The sequence below is a fragment of the Pseudomonas sp. SJZ078 genome, from assembly GCF_007828255.1.
In the GTDB taxonomy this organism is placed as follows: Bacteria; Pseudomonadota; Gammaproteobacteria; order Pseudomonadales; family Pseudomonadaceae; genus Aquipseudomonas.
Genome location: NZ_VIUG01000003.1, coordinates 142,740 through 161,519, shown reverse-complemented (window position 1 = coordinate 161,519; position 18,780 = coordinate 142,740). Strand labels below are relative to the sequence as shown.

General features: G+C 58.5%; 17 protein-coding genes, 3 tRNA genes and 1 pseudogene. 15 read left to right on the top strand and 6 right to left on the bottom strand.

From position 1 onward, the window contains the following. Positions 1–90: 90 nt before the first annotated feature. On the top strand, positions 91–354 hold the full coding sequence (locus FBY02_RS04475) for a hypothetical protein (protein ID WP_144923896.1): 264 nt from the start codon (positions 91–93) through the stop codon (positions 352–354). 28 nt (positions 355–382) lie between these two features. After that, a complete protein-coding gene (locus tag FBY02_RS04470; protein ID WP_047703761.1) occupies positions 383–1,132 on the top strand; it encodes a TerC family protein in 750 nt (249 codons plus the stop codon). 69 nt (positions 1,133–1,201) lie between these two features. On the opposite strand, the gene FBY02_RS28050 is transcribed toward FBY02_RS04470, so the two are convergent. Then, entirely contained in the window at positions 1,202–1,363 is a 162-nt protein-coding gene (locus tag FBY02_RS28050; protein WP_178112014.1) for a hypothetical protein, read from the bottom strand. A 224-nt stretch (positions 1,364–1,587) separates the two neighbouring features. Here FBY02_RS28050 and FBY02_RS04465 point away from each other — a divergent pair, with 224 nt between their 5' ends. Both FBY02_RS04465 and FBY02_RS04460 read left to right on the top strand, forming a co-directional pair. Next, the gene (locus tag FBY02_RS04465) at positions 1,588–2,265 is read left to right on the top strand and encodes a peptidase C39 family protein (RefSeq protein WP_144923893.1); all 678 of its coding nucleotides are present in this window, start codon (positions 1,588–1,590) and stop codon (positions 2,263–2,265) included. 100 nt (positions 2,266–2,365) lie between these two features. After that, entirely contained in the window at positions 2,366–2,578 is a 213-nt protein-coding gene (locus FBY02_RS04460; RefSeq protein WP_144923889.1) for a DUF6021 family protein, read from the top strand. A 94-nt stretch (positions 2,579–2,672) separates the two neighbouring features. On the opposite strand, the gene pbpG is transcribed toward FBY02_RS04460, so the two are convergent. Then, a complete protein-coding gene (pbpG, locus tag FBY02_RS04455) occupies positions 2,673–3,611 on the bottom strand; it encodes a D-alanyl-D-alanine endopeptidase (RefSeq protein WP_144923886.1) in 939 nt (312 codons plus the stop codon). A 263-nt stretch (positions 3,612–3,874) separates the two neighbouring features. Next, complete coding sequence (gene folD / locus FBY02_RS04450; protein WP_047703758.1) at positions 3,875–4,729, bottom strand: bifunctional methylenetetrahydrofolate dehydrogenase/methenyltetrahydrofolate cyclohydrolase FolD; 855 nt, start codon at positions 4,727–4,729, stop codon at positions 3,875–3,877. Between the two features lie 281 nt (positions 4,730–5,010). Between folD and FBY02_RS04445 the strand changes: the two genes are divergently transcribed. The 11 genes from FBY02_RS04445 (at position 5,011) to FBY02_RS04395 (ending at position 15,658) form a co-directional block, all read left to right on the top strand. Then, positions 5,011–5,087, top strand: a tRNA-Arg gene (locus FBY02_RS04445). A 40-nt stretch (positions 5,088–5,127) separates the two neighbouring features. Next, a tRNA-His gene (locus tag FBY02_RS04440) sits at positions 5,128–5,203 on the top strand. Between the two features lie 58 nt (positions 5,204–5,261). Beyond that, positions 5,262–5,346: transfer RNA gene (locus FBY02_RS04435), tRNA-Leu, on the top strand. Positions 5,347–5,770: 424 nt separating this feature from the next. Continuing rightward, the gene (gene tig / locus FBY02_RS04430) at positions 5,771–7,081 is read left to right on the top strand and encodes a trigger factor (protein WP_041021204.1); all 1,311 of its coding nucleotides are present in this window, start codon (positions 5,771–5,773) and stop codon (positions 7,079–7,081) included. A gap of 92 nt (positions 7,082–7,173) precedes the next feature. Then, positions 7,174–7,815: an ATP-dependent Clp endopeptidase proteolytic subunit ClpP gene (clpP, locus tag FBY02_RS04425; protein WP_003183177.1), complete on the top strand. Its 642-nt coding sequence runs from the start codon at positions 7,174–7,176 to the stop codon at positions 7,813–7,815. 107 nt (positions 7,816–7,922) lie between these two features. Continuing rightward, complete coding sequence (clpX, locus tag FBY02_RS04420; RefSeq protein WP_003183176.1) at positions 7,923–9,206, top strand: ATP-dependent Clp protease ATP-binding subunit ClpX; 1,284 nt, start codon at positions 7,923–7,925, stop codon at positions 9,204–9,206. 221 nt (positions 9,207–9,427) lie between these two features. Next, positions 9,428–11,824, top strand: coding sequence for an endopeptidase La (lon, locus tag FBY02_RS04415; RefSeq protein ID WP_139641705.1), 2,397 nt, complete (start codon positions 9,428–9,430; stop codon positions 11,822–11,824). A 148-nt stretch (positions 11,825–11,972) separates the two neighbouring features. Continuing rightward, positions 11,973–12,245, top strand: coding sequence for an HU family DNA-binding protein (locus FBY02_RS04410; RefSeq protein ID WP_047703756.1), 273 nt, complete (start codon positions 11,973–11,975; stop codon positions 12,243–12,245). Positions 12,246–12,468: 223 nt separating this feature from the next. Further along, a complete protein-coding gene (locus FBY02_RS04405; protein WP_144923883.1) occupies positions 12,469–14,340 on the top strand; it encodes a SurA N-terminal domain-containing protein in 1,872 nt (623 codons plus the stop codon). A 224-nt stretch (positions 14,341–14,564) separates the two neighbouring features. Beyond that, positions 14,565–15,404 (top strand): DUF2242 domain-containing protein, encoded by an 840-nt coding sequence (locus FBY02_RS04400; RefSeq protein ID WP_144923880.1) that lies wholly within the window; start codon positions 14,565–14,567, stop codon positions 15,402–15,404. A gap of 74 nt (positions 15,405–15,478) precedes the next feature. Next, positions 15,479–15,658, top strand: coding sequence for a hypothetical protein (locus tag FBY02_RS04395; protein WP_144923877.1), 180 nt, complete (start codon positions 15,479–15,481; stop codon positions 15,656–15,658). A 28-nt stretch (positions 15,659–15,686) separates the two neighbouring features. Here the strand turns inward: FBY02_RS04395 and FBY02_RS04390 are convergent, their stop codons facing one another. The 3 genes and pseudogenes from FBY02_RS04390 to FBY02_RS04380 all read right to left on the bottom strand — a co-directional run. Further along, entirely contained in the window at positions 15,687–16,709 is a 1,023-nt protein-coding gene (locus tag FBY02_RS04390; protein ID WP_371921393.1) for an AraC family transcriptional regulator, read from the bottom strand. 11 nt (positions 16,710–16,720) lie between these two features. Then, positions 16,721–17,851, bottom strand: a complete 1,131-nt coding sequence (locus FBY02_RS04385) for a carbon-nitrogen hydrolase family protein (RefSeq protein WP_144923870.1) — start codon at positions 17,849–17,851, stop codon at positions 16,721–16,723. Between the two features lie 170 nt (positions 17,852–18,021). Further along, positions 18,022–18,678: pseudogene (locus FBY02_RS04380) on the bottom strand (DUF3422 family protein); the annotation flags it as partial. Positions 18,679–18,780 lie beyond the last annotated feature (102 nt).

Genomic DNA, 18,780 nt, shown 5'->3' with positions numbered 1-18,780 from the left:
ACGAATTTTCCTGAAGTATCGACGTCTCTAGAATCCCTGGCCATTGGTGAGCCATCTTCAGGTTCCGTCTTTTCACAGAGGCTTCTATTCATGACGTACAAATCCCTGGGTCTTGCAGCCCTTCTGGCGATGTCTTCAATGGCACTGGTGGGCTGTGAGCAGGCTGAGAAAAGTGCTGAACAACTGGCCCGGCAGTTGAAGGAACAAGCGGTCGACGCGGCCCGGAAAGCCATCGACGATACCCACAAGGCTGCCGAGCAGGCGCTGAACGACGCCACTGGCGGGTTGATCAGCCCCAAGAAAGAACCGAAGGAGGATGCTGACAAAGCCGAATCTTCCACCCAAGCCATCTAACTCCGTCACATCGAGCCAGGACTGACCCATGGATTATCTTCTACAACTCGCTGCCAGCCCCACTGCCTGGATCGCCCTGGCGACCCTGGTCGTCATGGAAATCGTGCTGGGCATCGATAACCTGATCTTCATTTCGATCCTGACCAACAAGCTGCCCGAACAGCATCGTGCCAAGGCGCGGCGGATCGGGATCGGCATGGCGCTGATCCTGCGCCTGGGCTTGTTGAGCACCATTGCGTTCATCGTGCAGTTGACGGAGCCGGTCATCGAAATTCTCGGCCAGGCGTTCTCCTGGAAGGACATGATCCTGATTGCCGGCGGTCTGTTCCTGCTGTGGAAGGCCACCACCGAGATCCATCACAGCATGGATCCTGCGCCAAACGATCCCAAGACGGCCACGTCAGGCGTGACCCTCGGGTTTGCCGCCGCTATCGGTCAGATCCTGATGCTCGACCTGGTGTTCTCCATCGACAGCATCATCACGGCCGTGGGCATGACCGAGCATTTACCGATCATGATCATCGCGGTGGTGGTGTCGGTACTGGTGATGCTGTTGGCGGCCGAGCCGCTGGCCCGCTTCATCAACAATAACCCGACGGTGGTCATGCTGGCGTTGGGCTTCCTGATCATGATCGGCATGACGCTGATCGCCGAAGGCTTCGGTGCCCATGTGCCCAAGGGCTACATCTACGCGGCGATGGCGTTCTCGGCTGCGATTGAGGTGTTGAACATGATGGCCCGTCGTGCCCGGCAAAAGGCGTTGGGCAACGAGGCCTGATTGCAGGCATGTAGAAGCCGCCCGGGTTCAGCCCGGGCGGCTTTTTTCTTTTTTTGAAGAAAGTAGCAATCAGTGCGCGGCGGCGTGGCGCCGGCTGGACTCTTTGGGCTTTTCCGTGCGCAATGGCGACGGATGATGGCGACGGGTAATCCGCAGCACGCCCCACAGCATGGCTGCCGCTACGCTCAGCCAGCCGAATACCAGCATCAGGATAGTCGTTGTCAGGCTCATGCGGGCCTCCCTCAGCCCCGGTCCGGGGCAAACGCTCTCAGTTCAATGGACAGTCTAGTCGTTCAAGTGTTGCAGGCAGTCGTTCGCGGGCATTGGCGGCGGAGCGGTTCGTTCTATCGCGGTAGCGAGACTGCTGTTTAAAGCTATACCCAAGCCAGTGGGCGCTTTATGATCGACGGCCCAAGCCTGGCCCGTTCATCGGGTACCTGAACTAGAGACTCATCATGTTGCCGGTCATTCCCTCTTTTCGATCACTGGTATTCGCGACGGCCTGCCTGGCGGCCCTGGCCGGTTGCGCGGGCAGTGTGTCGCCGCAGATCCAGCGCCTGCCCGAACGGGTGGAGCTCAACAGCGTGCCCTTCTATCGAGGCGATATGTATCAGGGCGCCCCGCAATCCCTGGCTGCCGTGTTGACTGCGCAAGGTACGGTGATTACCCCGGGGTTGCTGGAAAAACCATTGCACCTGCCAGGTGGTGAGGCCGGTTTGCAGCAGAATATGCAAACCCTGGCGCGAGAATACGGGTTGGTGGTATACCCCCTCGACAGTGAATTGTCCGCACTGTTGGAGCAGGTGGCCGCAGGCAATCCGGTGTTGCTGCGCTACACCGAAGGCACGGCACTATGGGGTGGGCCTCGGTACGGGATTCTGGCCGGCTATAACCGGCAGAAACGCACGGTCTTGCTGCGTTCGGGCATGAACCGGCGGCTGTTGATAAGCTTCAGTGGGTTCGAGTCGGCCTTCAAGGATGCCGGCGGCTGGGCGGTACTGCTCCAGCGGCCGACGCAGCTGCCAGCCAATGTCAACCCACAGCGCTGGTTGAAAGCGGCGGACGAGCTGGCCGGGGCAGGGCAGGAGCAGGCAGCGGCGCGCGCCACCAAGACCCTGGGTGCAGCGCACTGATGGTTTGCCCCGTTCGTCACCTGTCGGGCACGACCCGGCACGCCTGAAACTCTTATCGTCAGGGCCCGGACTGTCCGGGCCATGATTCGAGGAGGCAGGTATGGCACAGTCGAAAACACCCACGGGACCCCATTCTTCCGAGCATTCGTCCGCTGATGATGAACTGGGATTCGATCCGGATTCCCCGGATCTCGATGATCCGCAAGTCGATCCGATAGGGCCGGCCAAGGCCCCTCGTGACGAGCAAGACAAACGGGGCGAGCCCGAGGCCAAGGCCAAGGCCTATGATCCGCTCGGTGATCTGAAACACTGAAGCAGAAGAAGCAAGTCAGGGAATGTGCAGCGGACCATGGCGAGGGAGCAAGCTTCCTCGCCACATGCATGCTCTATGCGGGGCACTGTGACGCTTATTTCGAAGCTTCCACCACGGCGCTCTGGCGACTCTTGAGGTTCTTCGCCGCCTTGTACTGCATGGCCACTGCCGGAACGTTGGAGCTTTTGCCCGTTTCCACCCAGCTTCGAATCCGGCTGGCGTCAGCGAAATGGGTGTATTTGCCATAGGCATCGAGAATAACCAGGGCCATCGGGCGATTGCCCATCTTCGTCACCAGCACCAGACAGTGACCGGCCTGGTTGGTGAAACCGGTCTTGGTCAACTGGATATCCCAGTTGTCCTTGTGGATCAGGTGATCGGTGTTGCGAAAGCCCAGGCTGTAAACCGGCTTGCGGAAGGTGACGGTTTTCTCCTTGGTGGTGCTCAATTCGCTCAGCAGGGGGTATTTGCGAGCGGCGATCAGCAGCTTGGTCAGGTCCCTGGCGGTGGAAACGTTATGGATCGACAGACCCGTCGGCTCGACATAGTGGGTGCTGGTCATGCCCAATGCCTTGGCCTTGGCGTTCATGGCGGCGATGAAGGCTGCGTAACCGCCCGGGTAGTGATGCGCAAGGCTGGCGGCGGCGCGGTTTTCCGAGGACATCAGTGCAATCAGCAATACGTCGCGACGGGACAGTTCGCTATTGAGCTTGACCCGGGAAAACACCCCTTTCATTTCCGGAGTGTTGGCGATGGTGATGGAAATGTACTCGTTCAGGTCCTGCTTGGCGTCCAGCACAATCAACCCGGTCATCAGTTTGGTCACCGATGCGATGGGTACCACTACATCCGGATTGCTCGAATAAACCACTTTATCCGTCTGCAGATCCAACAACATCGCGCTGCCGGAAGCGACCTGCAATTTTGACGTGTCTCGTGGGGCGGCGATGGTTTCCTGCGCGTTGATGTTCTGCGTGATAAGCGCGCCTGAGAAAGCGATGAACAGGCTGAGAATCGAAAGACGGATTTTCACGCGAATAGACTCGATAGAATTGAGGAGGCCGTTCAGCAACGGTTTTGGAAAAAAGCGCTGCATTTTATGAGTATGGGCGACAACAGCGCTACGTGCCTGTACCGCTGGGCCTCGAGAATAAATAAAGTTTAATGAAAGAAGGGTGCAAACCAATGTGGGAGCGAGCCTGCCCGCGAAGTGGTGTACCAGTCAGCCATGAAATCGCTGACACGCCGCCTCGCGAGCAGGCTCGCTCCCACAGGGTTTCGCTTTTGCCGGGAAACTCAGCTATGCAGCGTCTCGGCCGCGTACAGCGTGTTTTCCAGCAGACAGGCCCGGGTCATCGGGCCCACGCCGCCAGGTACCGGTGTGATCCAGCCGGCGCGGGGCAGGGCGGTCTCGTAGACCACATCGCCCACCAGCTTGCCGTCATCCTGGCGATTGATGCCCACATCGATGACGATGGCGCCTTCCTTGATCCACTCGCCCTTGACCAGGCCTGGTTTGCCAGCGGCCACGACCACCAGGTCGGCGCGTCCCACATGGCTGGCCAGGTCCCGGGTGAAGCGGTGGGTCACGGTCACGGTGCAGCCGGCCAGCAGCAGCTCCATGGCCATTGGCCGGCCAACAATGTTGGATGCGCCCACCACGACGGCATCGAGGCCATAAAGGTCCACACCGGTGCTTTCCAGCAACGTTATGATGCCTTTGGGCGTGCAGGGACGCAGCAGCGGGATGCGCTGGGCCAGGCGACCGACATTATAAGGGTGGAAGCCGTCGACATCTTTATCCGGGCGGATGCGCTCCAGCAGTCTGGAGGCGTCCAGATGTTCAGGCAGGGGCAACTGGAGCAGGACGCCGTCGATGTTCGGATCATCGTTCAGGCGATCGATCAGATCGGCCAGCGCTTGCTGGGTGGTTTCGGAAGGCAGGTCGTAGGCCTGGGAAAGGAAACCGACCTCTTCACAGTCTTTACGCTTGTGCGAGACATAAACCTGAGAGGCGGGATCGCTGCCGACCAGGATCACCGCGAGACCGGGCGTGCGCAGACCTTGCTGGCGACGCTCGGTGACGCGTTGGGCGATCTGCTGGCGCAGGCTGGCGGCGATCGATTTGCCGTCGATAAGTTGTGCAGTCATTGCGCGTGGTTAACCATCGAGAGGGGAAAAAAAGAGAGCGCATTCTCGCATGCCGAGGCGTGAGGGCAAAGGCGCTTGGTCTGCAAATTCCTCTAACCCCTTTAATTAAATGAATTTTTTTTAAAAAAGAGTTGACGGCCTATCGGGCCGTCTATAACATTCGTCGCACTTGTCGGGCACAGCCTAGCACTGGTTAAGAAGGTGGAGTGGAGTTGGTTGTTTCAACTCGGCGAAACTGAAAGCACTTAGTTTGTAATCGTCAAAGAATACAGATTAAAAAGGCGCCCGTAGCTCAGCTGGATAGAGCATCCGCCTTCTAAGCGGATGGTCGCAGGTTCGAGTCCTGCCGGGTGCGCCATTAGGCAGCTTTGGCACAAGTAACGCAACATGGCAATATGGTGGGCGTAGCTCAGTTGGTAGAGCACGGGATTGTGACTCCCGTTGTCGTGGGTTCGATCCCCATCGTCCACCCCATATTCTAGAAAGGCGCCAGATCTAACAATCTGGCGCCTTTGCTTTAAAAGCTTGATACGCGGATGTGGTGGAATTGGTAGACACACTGGATTTAGGTTCCAGCGCCGAAAGGTGTGAGAGTTCGAGTCTCTCCGTCCGCACCATACAAGTCGCTATTTGAATAGCAGAAAACGGCGCAGTACCTGAAGAGGGCTGCGCCGTTTTTGTTTTCGGCATTCAGGTGGTTTGTTGCCGGTCTGTTTCGCGGCAGGTTTTGGCGATGGGTTGTTGCGATTGTGTTTCGCGATGATGCGCGGTATGCCCGTCGGTCTCCTGGCGGAACTCGAGTGCTGGGGAGGTGCAGGTTCACGCTTCTATATATAGAAGCGTTGGTGCAGAGCCTCTGGAATGATCGGCTGTATTTGCAATCCGGGCGAGGCATGACCGTTTGCCTTGCCCCCAATGCCGGCGCCTGTTTTCCAGCCATTTTCAGTAGGGTGACTTCTTGGGTTTGACCTACTAGAATGCATGCCCTTGATTCTGGGGTCGGAAAACGCCCGGCCAACGTCTGTGCAACGAGGAATATCCATGCAAGTTTCTGTTGAAAATACTACTGCTCTTGAGCGCCGCATGAGCATCACCGTGCCGGCTGAGCGCATCGAGACTCAGGTCAACAAGCGTCTGCAGCAGACTGCCCAAAAGGCCAAAATCCCAGGTTTCCGTCCAGGCAAGGTGCCAATGAGCGTGATCCGTCAGCGTTACGAAGCTGATGCGCGCCAGGAAGCCGTGGGCGACGTGATCCAGTCTTCGTTCTACGAAGCCGTGGTCGAGCAGAAACTGAACCCGGCCGGCGCGCCATCGGTCGAGCCTAAAGTGCTGGAAAAAGGCAAGGACCTGGAATTCGTTGCCACTTTCGAAGTGTTCCCCGAGTTCACCGTTGCCGGTTTCGAGTCGATTGCCGTCGAGCGCCTGAGCGCTGACGTGTCGGATGCCGACCTGGACAAGATGCTGGACATCCTGCGCAAGCAGAACACCCGTTTCGAAGTGGCCGATCGCGCAGCCCAGAACGAAGATCAGCTGAACATCGATTTCGTCGGCAAGGTCGACGGTGAAGTATTCGCTGGCGGTTCCGCCAAGGCCACCCAGCTGGTGCTGGGCTCCGGTCGCATGATCCCGGGCTTCGAAGATGGCCTGGTCGGCGCGAAAGCCGGCGAAGAACGCGTGCTGAACGTGACCTTCCCAGAGGACTATCAGAACCTGGACCTGGCTGGCAAAGCCGCCGAGTTCACCGTGACCGTAAACAGTGTTTCCGAGCCTAAGCTGCCTGAGCTGAACGAAGAGTTCTTCGCTCAGTTCGGCATCAAGGAAACCGGTCTGGAAGGTTTCCGCGCCGAAGTTCGCAAGAACATGGAGCGCGAGCTGCGTCAGGCCATCAAGTCCAAGGTCAAGAACCAGGTCATGGACGGTCTGCTCGCTTCGAACCCGATCGAAGTGCCGAAGGCCCTGCTGGAGAACGAAGTGAACCGTCTGCGCGTGCAGGCTGTTCAGCAGTTCGGCGGCAACATCAAGCCTGATCAACTGCCGGCCGAGCTGTTCGAAGAGCAAGCCAAGCGTCGTGTCGTACTGGGCCTGATCGTTGCAGAAGTGGTCAAGCAATACGAACTCAAGCCTGACGAAGCCCGCGTTCGCGAGCTGATCCAGGAAATGGCGTCGGCTTATCAGGAACCTGAGCAAGTCGTGTCCTGGTACTACAAGAATGACCAGCAACTGAACGAAGTCCGTTCGGTTGTGCTCGAAGAACAAGTTGTGGATACTGTTCTGCAGAAAGCTAGCGTGACCGATAAAGCGGTCTCTTACGAAGAAGCGGTCAAGCCGGTGGAAGCTCCACAAGCCGATTGATTGCTCTGCGGTAAGAAATACACACCATAAGCCAGCCTTCGTGCTGGCTTATGCGTATTCAAGACATAACTATTTGGGAGTGACTGCGAGACATGTCCCGCAATTCTTTTTATCAGCAGAGCTCTGACATCCAGGCCGCAGGCGGCCTGGTCCCGATGGTTATCGAGCAGTCCGCCCGTGGCGAACGTGCCTATGACATCTATTCGCGTCTGCTCAAGGAGCGTGTCATCTTCCTGATCGGGCCCGTTGAAGACTACATGGCCAACCTGGTTGCGGCGCAACTGCTCTTCCTTGAAGCGGAAAACCCGGACAAGGATATCCATCTTTATATCAACTCCCCCGGCGGTTCGGTGACTGCAGGCATGTCGATCTACGACACCATGCAATTCATCAAGCCGGATGTTTCCACCATCTGCATCGGCCAGGCCTGCAGCATGGGCGCCTTCCTGCTCGCCGGCGGCGCAGCGGGCAAGCGCCATTGCCTGCCTAATTCGCGCATGATGATTCACCAGCCATTGGGCGGTTTCCAGGGCCAGGCGTCGGACATCGACATCCATGCCAAGGAAATCCTCCATATTCGTTCGCGTTTGAACTCGCTGTTGGCTCATCACACCGGTCAAAGCCTCGAAACCATTGAGCGAGATACCGAGCGTGACAACTTCATGAGCGCCGAGCGTGCGGCCGAATATGGCCTGATCGACTCCGTGATCAACAAGCGTCAAATGCCTGCCTGAGCCATTCAAAATGCAGGTGGTTGGGATGACCGGCCGCCTGCGGGCTTGAAAAAGCCCGCAATTGCCTTCATCTTGTGTTGCAAGCCTATCGGATTTGGATCGATCGAATGACTGACACCCGCAACGGCGAGGACAACGGCAAACTGCTTTATTGCTCTTTCTGTGGCAAAAGCCAACATGAAGTACGCAAATTGATTGCCGGCCCCTCGGTCTTCATTTGCGACGAGTGCGTCGACCTGTGCAATGACATCATCCGCGAGGAGGTGCAGGAAGCCCAGGCCGAAAGCAGCGCGCATAAGTTGCCTTCGCCTAAAGAAATCAGCGGCATCCTTGACCAGTATGTAATTGGTCAGGAGCGTGCGAAAAAGGTATTGGCCGTAGCGGTTTACAACCACTACAAGCGCCTCAACCAACGTGACAAGAAGAATGACGACGTCGAACTCGGCAAGAGCAACATTCTGCTGATCGGCCCGACAGGCTCGGGTAAGACCCTGCTTGCCGAAACATTGGCCCGTTTGCTGAACGTTCCGTTCACCATCGCCGACGCAACCACCCTTACCGAGGCGGGTTACGTAGGGGAGGATGTCGAGAACATTATTCAGAAGTTGTTGCAGAAGTGCGACTACGATGTGGAAAAGGCCCAGATGGGCATTGTCTACATCGATGAAATCGACAAGATTTCCCGCAAGTCCGACAACCCGTCCATCACCCGGGATGTATCCGGTGAGGGCGTGCAGCAGGCCTTGCTCAAGTTGATCGAAGGCACGGTCGCTTCCGTTCCGCCCCAGGGTGGTCGCAAGCATCCGCAGCAGGAATTCCTGCAGGTCGACACTCGCAACATCCTGTTTATCTGCGGTGGTGCGTTCTCCGGTCTGGAGAAGGTCATCCAGAACCGTTCCACGCGCGGCGGCATCGGCTTCAATGCCGAAGTGCGCAGCAAGGAAGAGGGCAAGAAGGTCGGTGAGTCCCTGCGTGAAGTCGAGCCTGACGATTTGGTCAAGTTTGGTCTGATCCCGGAATTCGTTGGTCGTCTGCCGGTCCTGGCGACGCTGGACGAGCTGGATGAGGCTGCGTTGATGCAGATTCTGACCGAGCCGAAGAACGCCCTGACCAAGCAGTATGCCAAGCTGTTCGAAATGGAAGGCGTAGACCTGGAGTTCCGTTCCGACGCGCTGAAGTCGGTGGCCAAGCGAGCCCTGGAGCGCAAGACCGGTGCCCGTGGGTTGCGCTCGATTCTCGAAGGCGTATTGCTCGACACGATGTACGAAATCCCCTCGCAGTCCGAGGTGAGCAAAGTCGTGATCGACGAAAGTGTCATAGAAGGCAAGTCCAAGCCGCTGTATATCTACGAAAACAGCGAGCCGGCTGCCAAGGCTGCACCGGACGCCTGATCGTCCTGCTGCCGGAACAAAGGAGGGGCCTTCGGGCCCCTTTGCTTTTATGTGGCGAGGGGATAAATCCCCCTCGCCACATAAAGTTGTACATGACTTTTATTTCTTTTAACCGTCTGGCATTTGCCTTAGCGCTTGTTTTTTTTCAAGGCTGCCCCCATCTTGGTTTCAAGCTTACTTCCATCTGTTTCCGGCCTTGTGGCCGCCGTTGAGGCGAAATCATGAAGACAACCATCGAATTGCCTCTCTTGCCATTGCGCGATGTCGTGGTATATCCGCACATGGTTATCCCGCTGTTCGTGGGGCGCGAGAAGTCCATCGAAGCCCTCGAGGCCGCGATGACGGGTGACAAGCAGATTCTGCTGGTGGCCCAGAGAAATCCTGCTGACGATGATCCTGGTGAGGACGCACTTTATCGCGTAGGCACCATTGCAACGGTCCTGCAATTGCTCAAGCTGCCCGACGGCACCGTCAAGGTCCTGGTCGAAGGCGAGCAGCGCGGGGCGGTCGAGCGTTTCAGCGAAGTGAACGGTCATTGCCGCGCTGAAGTGTCACTGATCGACGAAGCCGACGTACCCGAGCGTGAGTCCGAGGTGTTCGTCCGCAGCCTGTTGTCCCAGTTCGAGCAGTACGTACAGTTGGGCAAGAAAGTGCCAGCTGAGGTGCTGTCGTCGCTGAACAGCATCGATGAGCCCGGCCGGCTGGTCGATACGATGGCCGCCCATATGGCGCTCAAGATCGAACAGAAGCAGGAAATCCTCGAGATCATCGATCTGTCCGCCCGTGTCGAACACGTGCTGGCATTGCTCGACGGCGAGATCGATCTGCTGCAGGTCGAGAAGCGCATTCGTGGTCGCGTCAAGAAACAAATGGAGCGTAGCCAGCGCGAGTACTACCTGAATGAGCAGATGAAGGCCATTCAGAAAGAGCTGGGGGACGGTGACGAAGGCCATAACGAAATCGAAGAGCTGAAAAAGCGCATCGATGCCGCTGGCTTGCCCAAGGATGCCCTCGCCAAAGCCCAGGCCGAGTTGAACAAGCTCAAGCAGATGTCGCCGATGTCCGCTGAAGCCACCGTGGTGCGCTCCTACATCGACTGGCTGGTGCAGGTGCCGTGGAAGGCTCAGAGCAAGGTGCGCTTGGACCTGGCCCGTGCCGAGGACATCCTCGACGCCGATCACTACGGTCTGGAGGAGGTCAAGGAACGTATCCTTGAATACCTCGCCGTGCAAAAGCGCGTGAAGAAAATCCGTGGCCCGGTGTTGTGCCTGGTTGGTCCTCCCGGGGTCGGTAAAACCTCCCTTGCGGAGTCGATCGCCCACGCCACCAATCGCAAGTTCGTGCGAATGGCCCTCGGCGGCGTGCGCGACGAAGCGGAAATCCGTGGTCATCGTCGTACCTACATCGGTTCGATGCCAGGAAGATTGATTCAAAAGATGACAAAGGTCGGCGTGCGCAATCCGCTGTTCCTTCTGGACGAAATCGACAAGATGGGCAGCGATATGCGCGGCGATCCCGCTTCCGCATTGCTCGAAGTGCTCGATCCGGAGCAGAACCACAACTTCAACGATCATTATCTGGAAGTCGACTACGATTTGTCGGATGTGATGTTCCTGTGCACCTCCAACTCCATGAACATTCCGCCGGCGTTGCTGGATCGCATGGAGGTGATCCGTCTGCCGGGCTACACGGAGGACGAGAAGATCAACATCGCCGTCAAATACCTTTCGCCGAAGCAGATCCAGGCCAACGGCCTGAAGAAAGGCGAGCTGGAATTCGACGAGGAAGCGATTCGCGACATCATCCGTTACTACACCCGCGAAGCCGGTGTGCGGGGCCTGGAGCGGCAGATTGCCAAGGTCTGCCGCAAGGCGGTCAAGGAGCACGCGCTGGAAAAGCGCTTTGCAGTCAAGGTGACTTCAGACCTGCTGGAGCACTTTCTGGGCGTGCGTAAATTCCGCTATGGCCTGGCCGAGCAGCAGGATCAGATCGGTCAGGTGACCGGCCTGGCGTGGACTCAGGTCGGTGGTGAGTTGCTGACCATTGAAGCCGCCGTGGTACCGGGCAAAGGCCAGTTGATCAAGACCGGTTCCCTGGGCGATGTGATGGTCGAATCGATCACCGCAGCGCAGACGGTCGTTCGCAGCCGCGCCCGGAGCCTGGGCATTCCCCTGGACTTCCATGAGAAGCGTGACACGCATATCCACATGCCCGAGGGCGCTACGCCCAAAGACGGCCCCAGCGCCGGCGTAGGCATGTGCACGGCCCTGGTATCGGCATTGACCGGCATTCCGGTGCGTGCCGACGTTGCCATGACCGGTGAAATCACCCTGCGTGGACAGGTACTGGCCATTGGCGGGCTGAAAGAAAAACTGCTGGCAGCACACCGCGGCGGGATCAAGATCGTGATCATTCCAGAAGAGAATGTGCGCGATCTGAAAGAAATTCCTGACAATATCAAGCAGGATCTTCAGATCAAACCGGTTAAATGGATTGACGAGGTCCTGCAAATTGCGCTGCAATACGCGCCGGAGCCCTTGCCGGATGTGGCTCCGGAGATTGTCGCGAAAGATGAGAAGCGAGAGTCTGACTCTAAGGAAAGAATTAGCACGCATTAATACGCATTTGCCTGGGGGGCTTCCTTGACAGTTTTTTAGAGCCCTTGTTATAAAGCGGCTCTTAAGTGTCTGTAGGCCATTCAGCACTCGTTTTTGCTTTCACCAAAAAAACTTAGAATCATCTCAAATAGATATAAGGGGACTTAGAGTGAACAAGTCGGAATTGATTGATGCTGTCGCTGCATCCGCTGATATCCCGAAAGCTGCTGCTGGCCGCGCGCTGGACGCTGTAATCGAATCCATCACTGGTGCTCTCAAGGCTGGCGACTCCGTTGTTCTGGTTGGTTTCGGTACCTTCGCCGTTACCGATCGTCCAGCTCGTACCGGTCGTAACCCACAGACTGGCCAGGCTCTGCAGATCGCTGCTGCCAAGAAGCCAGGCTTCAAGGCCGGTAAAGCACTGAAAGACGCCGTTAACTAAGTTTCATTGAGTTTATCCGGGTCGGGGTCATGCCTGGCTTGGCAGCGGAGCGGTAGCGGGGATCGGTTCCAACCGGTCTGTCGTACCAGGGCTCGCGGGTTCGAGCCCGGTCCGCTCCGCCAGTTACGAGAAGGCGCATCTTCGGATGCGCCTTTCTTCTATCCGGATTCTACCCACGCTCCACGGTTGCCTAATTTGAAGTTCAACCGTTTCTGGGGGACGCATGCTGCAGAATATCAGGGACAATTCACAAGGCTGGATTGCCAAGACCATCATCGGGGTCATCGTCGCATTGATGGCGTTGACCGGTTTCGATGCCATTTTCAAAGCCACCACCCACAGCAATGACGCGGCCAAGGTCAACGGCGAGAACATCAGCCAGAACGAGCTGAGCCAGGCGGTCGACATGCAACGCCGTCAGCTCATGCAACAGCTGGGCAAGGACTTCGACGCCTCTCTGCTTGACGAAAAGATGCTCCGCGATTCGGCGCTCAAGGGCCTGATCGACCGCAAGTTGCTGCTGCAAGGCGCGCACGATGCGAAGTTCGCTTTTTCCGAAGCCGCGTTGGATCAGGTGATCCTGCAAACGCCTGAGTTCCAGGTGGATGGCAAATTCAGCCCGGAACGTTTCGACCAGGTGATTCGCCAGCTGGGTTACACCCGCCTGCAGTTCCGCCAGATGCTGGCCCAGGAAATGCTGATCGGCCAGTTGCGCGCTGGTCTCGCTGGAAGCGGTTTCGTGACCGATGCCCAGGTGCTGGCGTTCGCCCGTCTGGAAAAACAGACCCGTGATTTCGCCACCCTGACCCTCAAGGCCGATCCGTCGGCGGTGAAGCTGACCGATGACGAGGTCAAGGCCTACTACGACAAGCACGCCAAGGAATTCATGAGCCCCGATCAGGTGGTGATCGATTACCTGGAACTGAAGAAAGCCGCTTTCTTCGATCAGGTCAGTGTCAAGGATGAAGACCTGCAAGCGGCGTATCAGAAAGAAATCGCCAACCTCTCCGAACAGCGTCGGGCGGCCCATATCCTGATCGAAGTGAACGACAAGGTCAGCGAAGCCCAGGCCAAGGCGAAGATCGAGGAAATCCAGGCGCGCCTGGCCAAAGGCGAATCGTTTGAGGCTCTGGCGAAGGAGTTTTCCCAGGACCCGGGTTCGGCGAACAATGGCGGTGACCTCGGCTATGCTGGTCCCGGCGTCTACGATCCGGCGTTCGAAAAGGCGCTGTATGCGCTGAGCAAGGATCAGGTTTCGGCACCGGTGCGCACCGATTTCGGTTTTCACCTGATCAAGCTGCTGGGTGTCGAAGCGCCTGAAGTACCAACCTTTGCCAGCCTCAAGGACAAGCTGACCCGCGAGCTGAAAGCTCAACAAGTGGAGCAGCGTTTCGTTGAGGCGACCAAGCAATTGGAAGATGCTTCGTTCGAAGCTTCCGATCTGGCGCAGCCAGCCCAGGACTTGAAATTGACCGTCCACACGTCGGCGCCGTTCGGCCGCGAAGGTGGAGAAGGGATCGCGGCCAACCGTGCTGTGGTCACTGCTGCGTTCAGTCCGGAAGTGCTGGATGAAGGTGCCAACAGTACTGCCATCGAGCTGGATCCGGAAACCGTCGTGGTGCTGCGTGCCAAGGAGCATCGCAAACCCGAGCAACTGCCGCTGGAAAGCGTGGAAGCAGCCATCCGTACCCAGCTGGCCAAGGAACATGCCAGCGAGGCCGCCAAGACCCGGGCGGACGAGTTGATCGCCAGCTTGCGCGAAGGCAAAACGCCGCTGGCCAAGGCTGTCGACGGTCAAAGCTGGAAGGTTGTCGAGGCGGCGACTCGCAGTCAGGAAGGTATCGACCCGGCGGTGCTGCAGGCCTTGTTCCGCATGCCCAAACCCGAGTCCAAGGACAAGCCGACGTTTACCAGCGTGACCTTGTCCGACGGCAATCTGATGCTGGTGCAACTGCGTGGCGTGAACGAAGCCGCGGCACCGACCGACGCGGAGAAAGCTGAATATCGCCGCTATCTCGCGTCCCGTGTTGGCCAGCAGGACTTTGCGGCTTATCGCAAGCAGTTGGAAAGCGAGGCGGACATCAAGCGTTACTGATGCCTTGATGGCTTGCTGATAAAGACCTCGGCCGAAAAGCCGGGGTCTTTTTGTAAGTGCCTGTTGCCAAATGACAGGATGTTCATCGGTCCACTGGATTTACGTCTTTTTCCCGCAAACATCCCCCAGTAGACTTGTAACCCCTTTGAGACATGAATACCCACGCTGCCGATGGGCGTTCTGTTGCACAATACGCCCCCGGACCGTTTTCCTCAGGATGTTCAATGTTCAGATCATTTCACATGCGCACCGTCGGATTGGCACTGATACTGGTCGCCGCAGCCGGTTGCTCGTCGAAGAAAGCCGCTATTTACGAGCATGAGAACTTCGATGACTCCGGTACGTTCTCCCGTACTTATCCGGTGAGCGACACGGTGACCTGCGAAGCGGGGCGCCGGGCCTTGCTCAGCCAGGGCTATATCATTACCAGCAGCGATCCGAAGCTGGTCAGTGGTCATAAGAGCTTCCAGCAGACCGGTGATACCCACATGGAGATCAGCTTCAACCTGGTCTGTGCTGAAGACGGCGGTACTGGACATCATGCGACCATGTTCGCCAACGCGTTGCAGGACCGTTACGCGCTGAAGAAAGTCAACAATTCCGCCAGCCTGGGTGTGGGTGTGTTGGGGTCGGTGTCAATGCCGATCGGGTCGTCGGATGATTCGATGGTCAAGGTGGCCAGCGAAACCGTCTCGGCGACCAAATTCTACGAGCGCTTCTTTGCCTTGGTGGAGATGTTCCTGCCTGCTGAAGCGAAGAAAGGCGCACCGGCTGCCGAAAAGCCGAATACTGAGCTGGGGGTTCCGGAGCCCAAGGCCGAACCGGCTGCGTTGACACCGGCTCCGGCGCCCGTTGCGCCGGCAGAGCCAGCGGCCCCAGCCCCAGCTGAGGTCGCACCTGCAGCGTCCGAGCCTGTCGCACCGCCGCCGGAACCTGCGCCGATTGCACCCAGCGAGCCCGCGCCCTACGTAAGCCCTGAATCGACGCAGGAAGTGGTCACGCCGCCCCCTCCCAGTGATCTGCCACCGCCGACCGAGGCGATTCAGCCGCTTCCTTCATCCTGAGAGACATGGCAAGGCAGTCATTCCTTGTCACACCTGTATAGGTTGATTTCCCATTGCTGTGCTACGTTTGAAACATGAAGCCTTTGCTTCATGTTTTGTTCATAAAGCAGCTTTATTCTGACACCAAGGCCATCAGGCATCGGTCAACGACATGGGAAGGATTCAAAATGGATGATTATCAGGAAGAGCTGCTGGAATATCAGGCCTACGAGCTGGATCCGCTGGAGCCTGCCGAGGATGCGACGGAGTTATAAGAGCAGCCGCAAGCGGCAGGCTTGAATTTCAATTCGCCCTCTGGCTGCGACGAAACTCCCCCGGCGTCTGGCCATTCCAGCGTTTGAAAGCGCGCTGGAATGCCTCGGCCGAGGCGAAGCCCAGCAGGTAGGCGATTTCGCCGAACGCGAGTTCGGTATCTCGGATGTAGGTCATGGCCAGGTCGCGGCGCGTGTCATTGAGGATCGCGCGAAATTGCGTGCCTTCCTCTGCCAGTTTTCGGCGCAGTGTCCAGGTCGGCAGCTTCAGGCGCGCCGCCACTTCCTCCAGGTCGGGTTCCCGGCCACCGTTGAGCAACGGCCCCAGCAGTTGAATGATGCGTTCGCGCAGGCTGCGGGTGCGGGTGAGTTGTTCCAGTTCCCGTTCACACAGTTGAACCAAGTGCCGCCAGGTGCTGGGGCAATGCTGTGGGTTGCGCCGGGCGAGGGCTTCCAGGCCCAGGCGCAGCTGATTCTGGTCGGCACCGAACAGGATCGGGCAATCGCCAAGCGTACGGTAGGCGTCCAGGTAAGCCGGTGCCTCGAATTCGATCTCGATGCGCTCGGCCCGTAACGGGGTATCGCTTACGCTGGACAACTGCTGGAGCCAGCCGGCGACGATCGAGTCCACCACGAAGCGGTTATAGGCGTTATAGGGGCTGATGGAGTAGAACCGCAGCCAGGCACCCCGGGCATCCTCGTGGAAACTCGATTGGCCACGATAGTTGGAGCCATACAACGGTTCGAAGCGGATCAGGCAGCGTGCCGCTTCGCGTACCGTCGGGGCCTGGGCCGCAGTGACGCCAGCGAGGCCGGCCTGGCTCAAGCGGCTGAGCTGGCCCATGCGCAGGCCCAGGGCGGCATCCTGGGTTTGTTGGATCGCAGCGTGACCGAGGCGCATATAGCGTGGAATCGATAATCGCGCCCCGGGCTCGGCCAGGCGTGCGGCGTCGAGGCCGTACTGTTCGAGCAGGGGATGGGGATCCTGGCCATGGCTGGCTACCGCATCGGCCAGGCTGTGGACGAAGCCCACGGACAGGTCGCCCAGGCGCATCGGCTTCATGCTCACAACCACAGGTTCAGCAGGCGGGCGCCACGGGCATCGCCGTCGGGGAAATGCTGGCCGTCGTGGCTGATGAAACTCTGGCCGGCGCTGCCGTTGTCCCAGAACTGGCCGCGCAGGAACACGCTCACACCGCCCTTGGCCTGGCTGATGGGCAACTGACTGGTCAACGTCAGGCGGTGCCAGGCCTGGCCTTCACTCATTTCACCGGGCTTGAGGCTCACTTCGCTGGGTGTGGACAGGCCTTTATAGCCGTTCCAGGGTTTGTTCCAGCTGTCACGTCCACTGACAAAGGCGGGCACCGCGATCAGTTGCACGCCCTGATCGTTGAGTTGTCGATAATAGCGCGGATACCAACTGTCGCTGCCGATCAGCACGCCCAGGCGTCCAGCGGGGGTATCGACGACGCGGAGCGCGTCCTGGCGGTCGGCTTCCAATACATCCCGTTGCTCGAACACCGGATGCTGTTGACGCTGGGGCTGCCCGAGCGGTCGACCGTCGCGGCCAAACACCAGGCTGCTGTTATACAGCGCGCCGCGGCCGATCTTCAGTTCACCTTCGCTGACGCTGGGCTCGGGCAATACGATGGAGCCGGCCACCAGGGTCACGCCGAACTCCCGGGCCAACCCACCGAACATGGCCTGGTAATCGCGGGCCATGCTGTCGGCTTTCATGCGCAGGTAGGCGTCGTCCAGGCGGTTGTCGCCTTGGGCACTGATCAACCCCCGGATGAATGCCAGCGGGTTGCTGATCGCCAGCCAGTTCATGGCGTCCTTCAATGTGCCGGCCTGATACAGCTCGTCCTTTTCTCCGCTGATCATCAACCAGGTGCCGATGTGTTCGGGCAGGACCACGACGGTCTTGTCGCTGAGCAAGCCCAGCTCGCGAGCGGTCTGCAGATAGGCCGCGAGTTTGCGGCGCAAGTGCCCGGGGTTCTGGTAGTCGGTGGGGAACAGCTCAGGCTGGATGCCCAGCAAGTTGCCTCGATCGGCGCGAACGCCCTGGTCGACTGCCAGGTCGATGCGCAGGTCCGAGAGGTAGTGCCCCGTCGGGCGATCCGCCGTCCACAGCGCATAGCTCGTCAGGGCGGCGATCAGGGCCAGTGAAAACAGCAGGTACAGAAGTTTACGCATGGAGAGCAGTCAGCGGCCGTGTACGGTTCTTACGGGGCAGGGTACGGTAAAACCTGGAATTAGCAAAAGAGAAGTCCTTGTGTGGGAACCAGCCTGCTCGCGATCGCGGCTGACACATCGCCATCGCGAGCAGGCTGGCTCCCACATTGGGCAATGGACAGGTTTGACACTCAGTGATTCTTGGCCTTTCTGATCCGCAGCATGATCAACAACATGATCAGCAGCACCGGTGGCGCCATCCCCAGCAATGCTTCGCGCGCCGATAGGTCCGCACCCAGCGTATGCAGTCCGCTATAGACCAGCTTGAACAGGTTGATCAGGTAGTAGGTGATGGCAATGATCGACAGCCCTTCCACCGCCCGCTGAATCTTGACCTGTGCATCGGCCCGGGCATTGAGACTGCGTAGAATCTCCGCGTTCTGGTCTTCCATTTCCACTTGTACCCGCGCCTGGAGCAGGTCGCCCAGGTTGGCAATGCTCATGGCCAGTTGTTCCAGGCGCTGCTCGGTCGCTGCGCAATAGCGCACGGTCGGCTTGAAGCGTCGCTCGATAAACACGCCCAGCCTCTGGCAGTCGCCCAAATGGCTTTCACGCAACTCGGCCAGGCGCTCGAAGACCAATTGTGCGTAAGCCCGGGTAGCGCTGAAACGGTGGCGACTTTTCACCGAGCTGCCGACGATCCGGCGAGACAGTTGCGCGATGTCCTCCAGCAAGGCCTTGGCGTGCACGCCGCTGGCGTTGGCGTTGCGTTCGGAGAGTGTCACCAGGCTGCGGTCGAACTCGTTCAGTTGCGGGTCCAGCGCCTTGGCGACGCTGAGAGACAAGGACCCATTCAACTGGGAGTCACCTGGGTGCGCTCCTCCATTGGTACTGGATCGCTGCGCATTTGGATCAATAAGTTGTCAGTTTCGGTCATTGAGCGCGCTTGT